12 protein-coding genes are annotated in these 13,664 nt (G+C 42.6%); 1 reads left to right on the forward strand and 11 read right to left on the reverse strand.

Features of this window, described 5'->3' with window-relative positions; genetic code table 11:
- Positions 1 to 22: 22 nt before the first annotated feature.
- The 6 genes from M3610_RS13140 to M3610_RS13165 all read right to left on the reverse strand — a co-directional run bounded on the left by M3610_RS13140 (position 23) and on the right by M3610_RS13165 (position 6,251).
- Positions 23 to 730 carry an ABC transporter ATP-binding protein gene (locus M3610_RS13140; protein ID WP_098571594.1) on the reverse strand — a complete coding sequence of 236 codons (708 nt, stop codon included), beginning with the start codon at positions 728 to 730 and terminating at the stop codon, positions 23 to 25.
- A complete protein-coding gene (locus tag M3610_RS13145; RefSeq protein ID WP_098571595.1) occupies positions 730 to 1,509 on the reverse strand; it encodes an ABC transporter ATP-binding protein in 780 nt (259 codons plus the stop codon). Before M3610_RS13145 ends, M3610_RS13140 begins: the two co-directional genes overlap by 1 nt.
- The gene (locus tag M3610_RS13150; RefSeq protein ID WP_098571596.1) at positions 1,484 to 2,458 is read right to left on the reverse strand and encodes a branched-chain amino acid ABC transporter permease; all 975 of its coding nucleotides are present in this window, start codon (positions 2,456 to 2,458) and stop codon (positions 1,484 to 1,486) included. Before M3610_RS13150 ends, M3610_RS13145 begins: the two co-directional genes overlap by 26 nt.
- Positions 2,459 to 2,473: 15 nt before the next feature.
- On the reverse strand, positions 2,474 to 3,352 hold the full coding sequence (locus M3610_RS13155; protein ID WP_098571597.1) for a branched-chain amino acid ABC transporter permease: 879 nt from the start codon (positions 3,350 to 3,352) through the stop codon (positions 2,474 to 2,476).
- A 203-nt stretch (positions 3,353 to 3,555) separates the two neighbouring features.
- A complete protein-coding gene (locus M3610_RS13160) occupies positions 3,556 to 4,728 on the reverse strand; it encodes an ABC transporter substrate-binding protein (protein WP_098571598.1) in 1,173 nt (390 codons plus the stop codon).
- Between the two features lie 317 nt (positions 4,729 to 5,045).
- On the reverse strand, positions 5,046 to 6,251 hold the full coding sequence (locus M3610_RS13165; protein ID WP_251459619.1) for an MFS transporter: 1,206 nt from the start codon (positions 6,249 to 6,251) through the stop codon (positions 5,046 to 5,048).
- Between the two features lie 169 nt (positions 6,252 to 6,420).
- Here M3610_RS13165 and M3610_RS13170 point away from each other — a divergent pair, with 169 nt between their 5' ends.
- Positions 6,421 to 6,903 (forward strand): hypothetical protein, encoded by a 483-nt coding sequence (locus M3610_RS13170; RefSeq protein ID WP_251459621.1) that lies wholly within the window; start codon positions 6,421 to 6,423, stop codon positions 6,901 to 6,903.
- A 35-nt stretch (positions 6,904 to 6,938) separates the two neighbouring features.
- Here the strand turns inward: M3610_RS13170 and M3610_RS13175 are convergent, their stop codons facing one another.
- The 5 genes from M3610_RS13175 to M3610_RS13195 all read right to left on the reverse strand — a co-directional run bounded on the left by M3610_RS13175 (position 6,939) and on the right by M3610_RS13195 (position 13,633).
- On the reverse strand, positions 6,939 to 8,798 hold the full coding sequence (locus M3610_RS13175; protein ID WP_251459623.1) for an ABC transporter ATP-binding protein: 1,860 nt from the start codon (positions 8,796 to 8,798) through the stop codon (positions 6,939 to 6,941).
- Entirely contained in the window at positions 8,798 to 10,528 is a 1,731-nt protein-coding gene (locus tag M3610_RS13180; protein WP_251459625.1) for an ABC transporter ATP-binding protein, read from the reverse strand. Before M3610_RS13180 ends, M3610_RS13175 begins: the two co-directional genes overlap by 1 nt.
- Before the next feature lie 146 nt (positions 10,529 to 10,674).
- A complete protein-coding gene (locus M3610_RS13185) occupies positions 10,675 to 11,025 on the reverse strand; it encodes an ASCH domain-containing protein (protein ID WP_026568122.1) in 351 nt (116 codons plus the stop codon).
- Between the two features lie 76 nt (positions 11,026 to 11,101).
- A complete protein-coding gene (locus M3610_RS13190; RefSeq protein WP_251459628.1) occupies positions 11,102 to 12,817 on the reverse strand; it encodes a GMC family oxidoreductase in 1,716 nt (571 codons plus the stop codon).
- A 75-nt stretch (positions 12,818 to 12,892) separates the two neighbouring features.
- The gene (locus tag M3610_RS13195) at positions 12,893 to 13,633 is read right to left on the reverse strand and encodes a gluconate 2-dehydrogenase subunit 3 family protein (protein ID WP_251459630.1); all 741 of its coding nucleotides are present in this window, start codon (positions 13,631 to 13,633) and stop codon (positions 12,893 to 12,895) included.
- Positions 13,634 to 13,664: the final 31 nt, after the last annotated feature.

The following is a 13,664-nucleotide window of genomic DNA, read 5'->3' on the forward strand; positions in this document are numbered from 1 at the left end:
CCTCAACTCCTTTTTGATCGAACTAGTGTCCGCCAAGATAAGCGTTTCTAATTTGGTCGCTTGAGTTAAGCTCTGCAGCTGTACCAGAAGCGACAATTTTTCCTGTTTCAATAACATAAGCACGGTCGGCAATCGAGAGGGCCATATTGGCGTTTTGCTCTACTAATAGAATTGTTGTGCCCGTTTTATTGATTTCCTCAATAATCTTGAAAATCGTTTTTACTAATAGCGGCGCAAGACCCATGGACGGCTCATCTAACAATAATAAACGCGGCCTAGCCATTAATGCTCGTCCCATCGCTAGCATTTGCTGCTCCCCGCCTGAAAGGGTCCCAGATTGCTGCTTTTTACGCTCTAATAACCGTGGGAACAGCTGATAAACTTTTTCAAAATCTTCTTGAATTCCCTTTTTATCTTTCCTTAAGTACGCACCTAATTCAAGGTTCTCCTCCACTGACATGTTCGCGAACACGCGGCGGCCTTCCGGTACTTGTGAAATTCCCCGTTTTACAATTGATTGCGGGACCTTACCGGCTACATGTTCACTCTCAAACAATACTTCACCACTTTTTGGCTTCAATAGTCCGGATATGGTTTGTAAAAGCGTACTTTTCCCCGCACCATTGGCACCAATCAATGTAACAATTTCTCCTTGATTGATCTCGAGGGAAACACCCTTCAACGCGTGGATATTACCATAATAAACATTTATATCATTCACTTTTAGCATTAGGAGACCTCCTCTCCAAGATAGGCTTCGATGACTTTTGGATTATTTCTGATTTGTTCTGGTGTCCCATCCGCAATTAATTGACCATGATCAAGCACATATATGCGCTCACACACACCCATTACAAGGCCCATATCATGCTCAATTAAGAGGATTGTTAATGAAAACTTCTCACGAATTAACGCAATTAAGTTCATTAGTTCTTCTGTTTCCTGTGGATTCATTCCGGCAGCAGGTTCATCAAGCAGCAATAATTTGGGGCCGGCTGCCAATGCCCGGGCAATTTCAAGGCGGCGCTGCTGGCCGTACGGTAAGTTCTTCGCCTTTTCATGCATCACATTTTCCAACTTAAAGATTTTCAAGAACTCAATGGCCTTTTCTTCCATTTCCCTCTCACCAGCAAAGTGAGTTGGAAAGCGGAAGATCGAGCTTACCATCGAATGCTTTGCCAGCGAATGATAAGCAACTTTTACATTATCGAGAACAGACAGATCACTAAACAAGCGGATGTTTTGGAATGTCCGGCTGATTCCCTTTTTGGTGATTTTATACGGTGCTAAGCCATTAAGTTTATCGCCTGTTAACGAGATGGTTCCCTCCGTTGGAACATAGACACCTGTCAGCAAGTTAAAAAATGTGGTTTTCCCTGCACCATTGGGGCCAATTAAACCGACGAGTTCACCCTGATTTAATACCACGTTTACATCTGATACAGCTTTTAAACCGCCGAAACGGATCCCGACATTTTCAACTTTAAGCAACTGTTTTTTTGTTGTCATGCTGTACTCCTCCTTTAGCTGCCTTACCAACTTTAAAGAATGAGGTAATTTCTTTTGTGCCGAGCAGGCCTTGCGGACGGAAAAGCATCATCACGATTAGGACAAGACTGTATATAACCATCCGAACCTCTGGATAGCTAGATAGGTAAGTTGAAATGATCGTTAACAGGATCGCAGCAATCACTGCTCCTGACATACTACCTAGCCCGCCTAGAACAACGAATATTAAAATATCAAATGATTTCAAAAAGCCAAAGTTTGTTGGCTGGATAATATAAAAGTTATGCGCATATAATGCACCGGCAATTCCGGCAAAAAACGCACCGATGGCAAAAGCTGTTACCTTATAATAGGTTGTATTAATCCCCATCGCATCGGCAGCAATTTCATTTTCTCTGATCGATATACATGCTCGACCATGAGTCGAATTTGTAAAGTTCGCAATCACTACAATTGTTAAAATAACACAACCGATCAACCATGGCCATGTGGTAAAGTGGGAGACTGTCATTCCACTTGCTCCACCGACATAATCAATATTTAAGAAGACAATTCTTACAATCTCTCCGAATCCAAGTGTAGCAATCGCTAGATAATCACCTTTTAATCGAAGGGAGGGAATCCCAATAATGAGACCGGCTACTGCTGCAGCTACACCACCAACAAGAAGGGCCACTGGAAATGGGAGACTTAATTTCATTGTCATAATAGCTGAGGCATAGGCACCAACGGCAAGGAACCCGGCATGTCCAATCGAAAACTGACCGGTAATACCAATAATTAAATGAAGACTTACTGCAAGAATAATATTAATACCAATAAAAAATAGCGTATTTACATAAAACTGATTCAATGAACCACCATTAATTAAAAATTGCATGACGACCGAAAATATAACGGCTAAAACGATCGAGGTCCAGAAAAATTTTGCTTGTTTTAAAATTGCCATTGCTAAAAGACCTCCTTACACCTTTTCCCTGATATTTTTACCAAATAAACCAGCTGGTTTGAAAATTAAAATTAAGATTAGCACAACAAATGCTACACCATCACGCCATAGGGAGTAACCAGCAGCACTTACAAGTGACTCAATGACACCTAACAATAAACCACCGGTCATCGCGCCAGGAATAATTCCAATTCCGCCTAAAACAGCGGCAACAAACGCTTTAAGGCCAGGGATAATTCCCATTAACGGCTCAATTTTTGTATAGTATACCCCAAAGACGACGCCCGCCGCTCCTGCTAGGGCAGATCCGATTGCAAAAGTTGCTGAAATCGTGTTATTTACATTGATTCCCATTAGTCTTGCGGCATCCATATCATGTGATACAGCACGCATGGCTTTACCAATTTTTGTTTTATGCACGATAAATTGAAGCAAAATCATTAAGATGACGGATGTTCCTAAAATAAGGATGGACTGACCGCTGATTTTTACCCCTAAAATCTCAAGGGTTTTTAGTGGAACGATTCCATCTGGATAAGCTTCCGGCTGAGCACCGCGAATATAAATGGTTCCGTACTCGATAAACAACGAAACCCCAATCGCTGTAATAAGGGCAGCGATTCTGGTTGCATTTCGGAGAGGTTTATAGGCGATCCTCTCAATTAATACACCGAAGATTGCACAGGCAACCATTGAAATAAGTAATGCTGGGAAAAATCCTAAATCAAGAATAGTAATGGAATAAAAACCTATAAATGCACCAACCATGAAGACATCCCCATGGGCAAAGTTAATTAGTTTTACAATACCGTATACCATTGTGTACCCTAGGGCGATTAGTGCATAAATACTGCCCAAGGAAATTCCATTGACAAGCTGCTGTATTAATTCCATATGTCTTACACTCCTCTGGACCGACTTCAACGAATCTTTTTTTAAATACAATTAAACAACGTTTGCATAGTGGGAAACTTACATTTCTTTTAGAAAGTGGAATAGGGAGACGTTACGCTCCCTATCCCTTTGGCAAACTATGAAAATTTGTCTAGCAGATACAATTGAGCTAGCGTCAGCTCTAAGGCGCTTCCGCTTTTCTATTAAGGGTTGATCTTTGTCTTAAATTGTTGTTCACCGTTCTTATACTCAAGGATAACAGCGGCTTTGATTGGGTCATGGTTTTTATCAAGCTTCACTTTCCCTGATACAAGCTCTAATCCATCAGTTTCTTCAAGTGCCTTTTGAATTTTACTAGATTCACTGCTTCCAGCACGCTTAATCGCATCGGCAAGGAAGTATACTGTGTCATAACCTAGAGCTGTAAAGGCATCCGGTGATTTACCATCGTATTTTGCTTTGAATGCAGCAACGAATTCTTGAACCTTCTTATCACTATCACCTGAAGAGTAGTGGTTGGTAATAAATGTGTTATTAAGTGTTGGTGCCCCAGCGATTTCTACTAGTTTAGGAGAATCCCAGCCGTCACCACCCATGATTGGTACATTTAAGCCAAGCTCACGAGCTTGTTTGATAATTAACCCAACTTCTTCATAGAAACCAGGAACAAAGATATATTCTGGATTTGCCGCTTTAATATTTGTTAAAGTAGCACGGAAATCTGTATCTTTTGCCACATATGCTTCTTCTTTAACAATTTTCCCGCCATTGGCTTCAAAATTCTTTTTGAAAGAAGCTGCAAGACCTTTAGAGTAGTCACTTGAGCTGTCAATTAAAACAGCTGCACTTTTAACCTTTAAATCATTGGTTGCAAAGTTCGCGGCAACTGTCCCTTGGAATGGGTCGATAAAGCATGTACGGAAGACAAAGTCATTTAGCTTTCCGTCTTTACTTGTGATCGTAGCGTTTGTTGCAGTTGGTGTGATTAATGGAATTTTGTTATCTTGAGCAATCTGTACTTGAGCAAGTGTGTTTGTACTTGTTGCTGCACCAATCATTGCCACTACTTTATCTTGGGTGGCAAGTTTTAGTGCACCATTTGTTGCCTCAGCAGCATCCGACTTATTGTCGACTGTCACTAATTTTAACTTTTTGCCATTAATACCTTCTTTGTTGATTTCTTCGATGGCTAATTCAATACCTTCTTTTGCTGACTGACCATACGAAGCTACTCCGCCAGATAGTTCGAGGTTGGCACCAATTTTAATATCTCCGCCTTTTTCCCCATCACCACTAGTACTTGAGTTACATCCTGCCAACACCCCTGCTGCTACCATAAAAGACATAAATACACCAGCTAATTTTCTCTTCCTCATGACTTTCCCCCTAATTCTCTTGGAAATTTTCCCAACTACTTTTGTCTAACTGTTTTAAAAAAAGATAATATTCTGAAAACATTGTACAAAATATTTAGGGGTTCGTCTAGTGGTATTGTACATTATTTTAAAATAATTTGCAATATGGTAAAAATACTGTTTTATCTGAACAAACTCTTTATTTCACTAAAGTCGAAAAGGATTTGCTTTTATTCAGTGGAAAAGTACTGTTTTTCAAATATTTTAGTTGAATACGTTTCCCTATTTACAATAAAAGAAAGAGACTCCAAATTAAGGAATCTCTATAGCTAAAATTATTATACTAATTCTTTTCTTTTCGTTTCTTTTCCCAAAAAGAGGACCGAAAGAGCACCAATAAGGACGGCGATACAGAAAATCGTGAAGATGGTTGATATCGACACGTTTTTTGTCACCAGCGACCCAACCAATAATGGCCCTAGAACCCCGCCAATCCGACCAAACGAAGCAGCCATCCCTGTACCCGTTCCACGAATGATCGTTGGGTACTGTTCTGGTGAATAGGCATAAAGTCCGCCCCAGGCTCCAAGATTAAAGAATGATAACAGGATTCCTGCTGTCAGCAATTGGGTGGTGGAATCTGCCGTTCCAAAAAAATAGGCGCTGACTGCTGTTCCGAGTAAATAAACGACTAAGACAAATTTCCGCCCCAATTTTTCGATAAACCATGCGGCCGTGAAGTAACCTGGCAGCTGTGCCAAGGTCATTATTAACACATATTCAAAGCTTTTTACTAAGCTAAAGCCCTTCATCCCCATCACACTTGGGAGCCATAGGAACATCCCATAATAGGAAAAGACGACGCAAAACCAGACAATCCACAGCATCGCAGTCTGACGGCGATACTCCTTCGACCATAATTTTGCAAAGCTTTGAAATGCTGAGATTCTTTCGCTCTTCTTTAATGCCGTAAAGCGTGGCGAGTCAGGTAATCCCATTCGTAAATATAAGGCATACAAAGCAGGGATAGCACTGATAATTAAAGCAATCTGCCATCCATATTTGGGGATGATAAAGTAGGAAATAAGGGCGGATACTAACCATCCTCCTGCCCAAAAACTCTCCAGCAGGACAACCACTCTGCCGCGTTTTTCAGCAGGGACACTTTCTGATACCAAGGTCGAGGCAACCGGTAGTTCCCCCCCAAGACCTGCGCCAATGAAAAATCTTAGTGCTAAAAAGGCTCCTAGTGTGGTTGTAAGGGCGGAAAGACCGCTCCCGATTGAAAATAATAATAAGGTGATGATAAATACATTTTTTCGGCCAATTTTATCTGCCATTAGGCCAAAAACAAGGGCACCAACGGCCATCCCGATTGAATTGATACTTCCAATCCAGCCCATCTGTCCAGGCGTTAGATTCCATTCTACTTTTAAGGCTGCGATGATGAATGAAAGCATGCCGACGTCCATGGCATCGAACATCCAGCCCATCCCGGCGATACCTAGCAATTTCCGGCCCGATATTTCCTTTTTGTTGTTCATGTCGATCCCCCTAAATTCGTAGCTATTTTTAACATTATTCCCTATATTTCTTAAGATTAGGTACAGAATAATTCTATTAATCATTAGTATTCTATCAGGTGTCTTTACAGTTGTCATTATTTAGTGTCGTTTTTTGATAGAGGGTTTTGGGATTTTATTAGGAAGGGACATGAAATGGGGGGGCATTGACCATTTTTTTGAAAAAACAGTCTCTACAGGCAATGAAAGGATGGTTCATTTACCGTTACAAGTCAAAAATCGCCTCATTGGGCAATCAAGGGTAGCTTCATTTACCGCTGCAAGTCAAAAATCACCTCAATGGGCAATCAAGGGCAGCTTCATTTACCGCTGCAAGTCAAAAATCACCTCCATGGGCAATCAAAGGCTGCTTCATTTACCGCATCAAGCAAAAAATTACCTCCATGGGCAATCAAAGGCTGCTTCATTTACCGCATCAAGCAAAAGATTACCTCCATGGGCAATCAAGGGCAGCTTCATTTACCGCTGCAAGTCAAAAATCACCTCCATGGGCAATCAAGGGCAGCTTCATTTACCGCTGCCAGCAAAAAATCACCTCTATGGGCAATCAAGGGCAGCTTCATTTACCGCATCAACCAAAAATACGCACACTTCGGCAATGAAAGCTATATAGAGTACAAAAAAGAGACTGGTTCCCCAGTCTCCACCTCATTCTAAATCCGCTTCCACATTTTTGAATTGATTATAAAACATACTATAATATTTACCTTTTTGGCTTATTAATTCCTCGTGATTACCGTTCTCGATGATTTCCCCGTGGTCGATGACCATGATGGTATCAGCACCTTGAATCGTGTTGAGGCGGTGGGCAATGATGAAACTGGTCCGGTTCTCCATCAAGGATAGCAAGGCCTCTTGAATATGTAACTCGGTTCGCGTATCAATGCTGCTCGTTGCCTCATCCAAGATAAGCAAAGCAGGCTTCGCCAGGATTACTCTTGCTATCGCTAACAGCTGCCGCTGCCCTTGACTTAAATTACCGCCATTTTCGGTTAAGACCGTTTCATATTGATTGGGCAGCCGCTTAATAAACGTGTCAGCATTGGCCATCATCGCCGCACGCTCGACCTCATCGTCAGTGGCCTGGGCATTTCCATATTTGATGTTTTCCTTGATAGTTCCTGAGAATAAATACGTATCCTGGAGAACAAATCCAAAGCATCTCCGTAAACTATCACGAGTGTACTCACGAATATCATGACCATCAAGCAGAATGCGGCCGCCGGTCACATCATAAAATCTCGTCAGCAGGTTTACGATCGTTGTTTTTCCCGCACCAGTTGGACCAACGAGGGCGGTACTGCTGCCGATATCCGCTTCAAAGCTGACATTTTTTAAAATGGGAACATCCGGCCGATACCCAAAACTAACATTTTCAAAAACAACATGGCCTCTTGGATTTTCCAAACGAATGGCCTGTGGATGGTCGAGCGGTTCCTCTTGTTCATCAATGATTTCAAAGACACGCTCTGCCCCGGCAACACCGGACTGAAGGATGTTGAAAATATTCGCCAAATCATTTAACGGTCGGACAAATTGCCTCGAGTAGGTTATGAAGCTGGCAATCGCCCCAATCGTGATGATGCTTTTTACCGCTAGGATTCCGCCTACCACAGCGACAACGGCAAAGCCTAGGTTATTAATTACGTTCATAATTGGCATCAAAAACCCAGACCAGATTTGCGCCTTAAGGCCGACCTCACGCAGTTTCGTATTGACCAACTCAAACTCTTCGATGACTTTTCCCTCATGATTAAAAGCTTTAACAATTTCAATTCCAGAAATGGTTTCCTCAATATGTCCATTTAATTTTCCCAGCTGGACCTGCTGATCTTTAAAAAAGACACTGGTCCGTTTCGCAATTGTCCTGGTCAATAAAAAGACAAGTGGTACAGTGATTAAGCTGGCCAGCGTTAATAACGGACTAATAAAGAGCATCAATATTAATGACCCAGTAATGATGACCAATCCTGACATTAATTGCGTCGTCGATTGAGAGATGGTGTTACTCACATTATCCACATCGTTGGAAAGCCTACTCATTAACTCTCCGTGTGAACGAGCATCGAAAAATGATACCGGCAATCTTTGTAACTTTTTAAAAAGAGCATCTCTTAAGCGTTTGACAATCCGCTGCGATACACCTGCCATCAGCCAGCCTTGTAAAAAAGTAAGCAGACTGTCGATCACATAGACAGCGATCAAAATGACAATCATCACCTCAAGAAAGCTAAAATCAACTTTGCCGCCCTGACTGCTCATTGCATCAATTGCTTTTCCAATCAGGAAGGGGGCGAGCAGCATCAATGCGGAATCGACCACGATAAAAATAAAAATGACCGAAAGCATTTTTCGTTCTTCACCGAAATATTCCCACAGCCTTTTAAGTGTGCCTTTGAAGTTCTTCGGCTTCACAACAGGGCCGGGTCCACGGCGATGGGCACCGCCAAATCCTCCTGGTCTTATCGGCGGCGGGGTGGAGGCGGCCTGTACGTTTTCCTTTGACATTAAGGCGACACCTCCTTGCCGACTTGTGATTGATAGATTTCCTTGTAGACGCGGCAATCCTTCAATAGATCCTGATGGGTTCCCACGCCAACTAGCTTGCCATGGTCGAGGACAACGATTTTATCGGCATCGATAATCGAAGTGATCCGCTGCGCAATCAACAAGCATGTGAGCCCCTTCGCATATTTCTTCAGGGCTTCCTTGATTTTTGCTTCTGTCGCGACGTCCACCGCACTTGTACTATCATCAAGTATCAATATTTCTGGTTTTTTCACTAACGCCCGGGCAATCGAAATCCGCTGCTTTTGTCCGCCTGAAAAATTAACGCCGCCTTGACCAATTCTCGTTTGGTAACCTTCCGGAGATTCCTCGATAAAATCATGGGCCCCTGCGATGGTCGCGGCAGCTATCACTTCCGCATCGGTTGCGTCTTCTTTCCCCCAGCGAATATTTTCTGCGACACTGCCCGTAAATAAAATATTCTTTTGCGGCACCATTGCAATTTTCTCTCGTAAAATCTTTGGGTCCACCCGTTTACTATCCACACCATTGACCTTAATCGTACCGCTCACAATATCATAAAAGCGGGGGATCAGTCCGACGAGCGTACTTTTCCCCGATCCGGTTGAACCAATGATGCCAACCGTTTCTCCGGGAAGAATAGTGAGATTAATATTTTTTAAGACAGGATCGCCCACACCGCCTTCATAAGAAAAAGAAACATCCTCAAATTCGATTCGTCCCTTTTCCGTAAAAGGTTCGTCTGCCCATTCCTTCCAAGTTGAGTGCTCCTCTTGCAAAAATATTTCATTGATTCTCCCAGCGGAGGCTTTGGCTCTAACAAACATATTAAAAACCATGGAAATCATCATCAGTGAAAATAAGATTTGTGTCATATAGTTGATAAAGGCAATAATATGTCCGACTTGAATCTCACCAGTATCTACGCCGTTTCCGCCGATCCAAAGGACAGCAACAATACCAAGATTGACCGTTAACATAATCAGCGGACTAAAGGTGGCCATCAAGCGGTTTGCTGCGATTGATTGCCATTTATAGTCGTCATTCACCACTTTAAACTTGTCAACCTCGACATCAAACCGATTGAAGGCTTTCACCACCCTGACACCGGATAAGTACTCTCGCATCACACTGTTCACCCGGTCCAGCGCTTTTTGGACGCGAGAAAAGCGGGGAAAGCCTAATCGCAGGTTAAAAATAATTAACAAGGCAACAATCGGGACCACTACAGCCAGAACAACCGAGAGCTGCAAGTTTAACCGCGTCGCCATAATCAACCCGCCGATTGCGAGTAACGGAGCTTTCACGAAAATTCTCATTAACCCGTTGACAAACACCTGAACCTGAGTTACATCATTGGTCAGCCTTGTCACCAATGAGGCGCGGTCAAATTTATCAATATTTTTAAATGAAAGCATTTGAATTTTTTTAAATAGGTCCGATCTTAACTGGGTCCCAAAGTTTTGAGAAACAATACTAGCCACCACGCTTCTAGTCGAAGCAGCCACAGCGCCGCCGGCTGTAATGAGCAGCATCACACCACCCATTTTCAACACATAATGAATATCCCTGTTAGTTACCCCTTCATCAATAATTTTCGCCATAATGGTGGGCTGCAATAAATCACTTAGGGCCTCCAACGTAAGAAATAGAACCGCTATGCTAAAAGATTTCCAGTATGTCTTTATGTATTTTGATAAAAATCCCATCCTATCACTCCAGCCTGTCGGAAATCCCTCTCTAGAAATATTATAAATTTTTTTCCCATGATTAACCAACTAATTGACCTGCTATTTTCTTGGTATGCCCATAAAAAAAGCGGTCCATTGATGAATGGACCACTTGTCTGATTTATCTACTTTTGAACAGGGCTGAACTCATGCACCCAAACTCGCATTTGCGGCAGCCAAGGCATGCCAGGGTGATAGCTTAGGATCGACTGTTTATACTCTTCAACCGTCTCAAAGCCCTCGCGGCGGGCATCGTCATCTGTTAGTTCACCTAATGCTTGGGAATAAACGCGATCGACCACAAAATCACGGCCTTCTAGTGTCATGATTTCACCAGGGTCTGCATAGCGGCCATTACGGCGTGTCGCTGTTTTTTCACCCGCAAGAACTTTCTTCACATCGGCTTCCATCGTTACTAAGCGATCGACCGAGCAAGTTTTTGGCGGCAGGGTATTGTTATCGTTTACAGTTGTCATTTTTTCTCCTCCTATTTCCAATTCATTTTTCTATATTAACACTATTGAGATGATTAAATCCAATTTTGAAAAGAATTTAAACCACTTGCCCGCCTTTATCACGATATTTAAGAATGCCTTCAGCCGCACGGTAGGCTAATGCTCCGACTGTATCGGTAGGATTATAACCGGAATTGTGCGGAAACGCAGTTGCCCCTACAACAAACAAGTTATCATAATCCCACATTTGCAAATACTTATTTACTGCCGAGGTTGCAGGATCAGCCCCCATGATGACCCCGCCAGTATTGTGAGTGGATTGATAGGTCGTGATATCATATGGACCTAAATCCTTCATTGTATCAATATGATCTGCTCCCATTTCTTTGAGGACATCTGCACATTTCGAGGCAAGGAACTTGGCCAGATTTCGATCTTGATCTTCAAAATCAAAGGTGATGCGAATTAATGGATCTCCATAAGCATCTTTATAGGTTGGGTCAAGGTCCAGGTAATGGTGTTGAAAAGGCATGGAGGAACCTTGGGCACCTACGGATAAAAAGCGGTTCGCATATTTGACCGACTTCTCCTTGAATTCTTTTCCCCAGGTTGGTTTGCCGCCAGGAACCGGGTTATTTTGAATCGGTCTCATGCCCGTTTGGCTGAGTGATACCATTCCGCCATGGATAAAATTAACCTTAGAGTGGTCAAAATTATCCCCATTATAGTCATCCAAAACCATGCCAAGCGATCCTGCCCCTGCAAAGGTATTAAACTCCTTATCATCAAAAAAGCCAACCGCATTTCCTTTGATAACTTGATACGCATAATTTTTCCCAATGACACCTTTGCCCGTTTGTGGATCATAAGCTTTACCTACATCCGACATTAATAATAGACGGATATTATTAAACACATAACTAGTCATGACGACAATATCAGCCGGCTGCTCAATTTCCTCACCGGTGGTCACATCCGTGTACAAAACCCCGGTTACTTTATCGCCCTTTTTTAGGATTCTTCTGACATTGGAATGGGTTCTTATTTCAAAATTGCCTGTTTTGTGGGCGACCGGAATAACGGTCACCACCGGATCTGCCTTTGCTCCATATTCGCATCCAAAGCGCTCGCAGTACCCGCAATATTGACAGGCTGCCCGAGACACTCCATCTGGATTTTTGTAGGATTCTGAAAGATTCGCAGACGGCATCATATACGGGTGCAACTTCAACTTTTTCGCCGCTTCCTCAAACATCTTCAGCGGCGGCGACTTTTTCATTGGCGGCGTAGGATACTTATCCGACCGTTTACCAGCAAGCGGATTCTCTTCCCCGGAAATACCAGTCAGTTTTTCAAATTTATCATAATAGGGTTCTAGTTCATCATAGGTAATGCCCCAATCCTGGATGGTCATCCCGGCTGGAATTTTATTTTTCCCATACCTTTCGATTGTTTTGCTATAGATTTCAAAATCGTAGGGCAAGAAGCGGAAAGTCTGTCCGTTCCAGTGGACTCCCGAACCTCCTAGACCATCGCCAAGCAAAAACGAACCGTACTGCCGCATCGGCAAGGCACGAATTCTTTCATTTCCTCGGAAAGTAATCGTTTCTTTCGATAGATCTTGCATCATTCCATATCGTAATGCATAACGAAGTTCGTCATGAACCATAAAGTAATCTTCTGTTTTGCGTTCCTTACCTCTTTCCAAACCAACGACTTTCAGTCCCTTTTTGGTCAGTTCAGAAGCAATGATCCCACCTGCCCAACCTACACCAACAATCACTACATCCACTTTCGGTAATTTCCTTGCCATCGCTGCCACCTGCCTCTTCTTAGTTCGCTTCTGCTTTTCTTAGTGTCTAGCTCTAAACGTGCGCTTCCGCTTTTCTTAGTGATTTAAATGATTTTTTAAGCTTTGTGGATTTATTTTTTTGAAGTCTTTTTCAATAATATCTGTGTAAGCCATTTGGCTGCCTGGATAGTTTCGCATTTTCCAGCCATTCATATTTTTATTTCCTCCATAGAGCGGGTCACTATAGGCTCCTTCAAGTGTTGCGCTCCTAAGTAATTGGAAGAATCCACTTGGAGAAATAGTGGTCAAATTCACCTTATCTTGTTCAAAATCACTCAGAATGGCGTCCTGTTCTTCCCCTTTTAGTTCCGTGAATTTTTTCTTATGGACTACCATACTGTGATTTTGAAGTTCTCTTAGTCCAATATCAAAAATATCCCTGCGCCTTAAGCGGCCTTGATATCCTTGGACTTTTTCTCCTTTATAAAAAGGAGCCTGCATATATTCCCGAGCATTAAAGCCCCAATCACCAGCTAACTGGTGGTCAATGAAAAAAGCTACCCCAAGGGCTTTCGCACCCGGTCCGGACTCATCCTCAGGAAAAATCCGTTCCGTTGCAGCCTCGGTTAGTTGATATTGTTCAGGTGTAAAATACATCAGTGCCTGATTGAAATTTTCTGCCTCAGGCGGTGGTGCTTTCTGTTGTTTATCATTATTTCGAGGGATGAGACTGCCCAATACACCACCAACAGCTAGACCGCCAACAGTGAAGCCTGTATTACGTAAAAACTTCCTTCTTGATAAAGTTTCAGGATTCTGTTTGTGTTCTTCAGCCATTTTTAAACCTCCATGATTTTTCGACATTATT

It is taken from the genome of Neobacillus sp. MER 74 (assembly GCF_023714155.1).

Bases quoted from the DNA above. Each gene is read 5' to 3' on its own strand.
- M3610_RS13140 (WP_098571594.1), bottom strand. From the start codon at position 730: ATGCTAAAAGTGAATGATATAAATGTTTATTATGGTAATATCCACGCG.
- M3610_RS13145 (WP_098571595.1), bottom strand. From the start codon at position 1,509: ATGACAACAAAAAAACAGTTGCTTAAAGTTGAAAATGTCGGGATCCGT.
- M3610_RS13150 (WP_098571596.1), bottom strand. From the start codon at position 2,458: ATGGCAATTTTAAAACAAGCAAAATTTTTCTGGACCTCGATCGTTTTA.
- M3610_RS13155 (WP_098571597.1), bottom strand. From the start codon at position 3,352: ATGGAATTAATACAGCAGCTTGTCAATGGAATTTCCTTGGGCAGTATT.
- M3610_RS13160 (WP_098571598.1), bottom strand. From the start codon at position 4,728: ATGAGGAAGAGAAAATTAGCTGGTGTATTTATGTCTTTTATGGTAGCA.
- M3610_RS13165 (WP_251459619.1), bottom strand. From the start codon at position 6,251: ATGAACAACAAAAAGGAAATATCGGGCCGGAAATTGCTAGGTATCGCC.
- M3610_RS13170 (WP_251459621.1), top strand. From the start codon at position 6,421: ATGAAATGGGGGGGCATTGACCATTTTTTTGAAAAAACAGTCTCTACA.
- M3610_RS13175 (WP_251459623.1), bottom strand. From the start codon at position 8,798: ATGTCAAAGGAAAACGTACAGGCCGCCTCCACCCCGCCGCCGATAAGA.
- M3610_RS13180 (WP_251459625.1), bottom strand. From the start codon at position 10,528: ATGGGATTTTTATCAAAATACATAAAGACATACTGGAAATCTTTTAGC.
- M3610_RS13185 (WP_026568122.1), bottom strand. From the start codon at position 11,025: ATGACAACTGTAAACGATAACAATACCCTGCCGCCAAAAACTTGCTCG.
- M3610_RS13190 (WP_251459628.1), bottom strand. From the start codon at position 12,817: ATGGCAAGGAAATTACCGAAAGTGGATGTAGTGATTGTTGGTGTAGGT.
- M3610_RS13195 (WP_251459630.1), bottom strand. From the start codon at position 13,633: ATGGCTGAAGAACACAAACAGAATCCTGAAACTTTATCAAGAAGGAAG.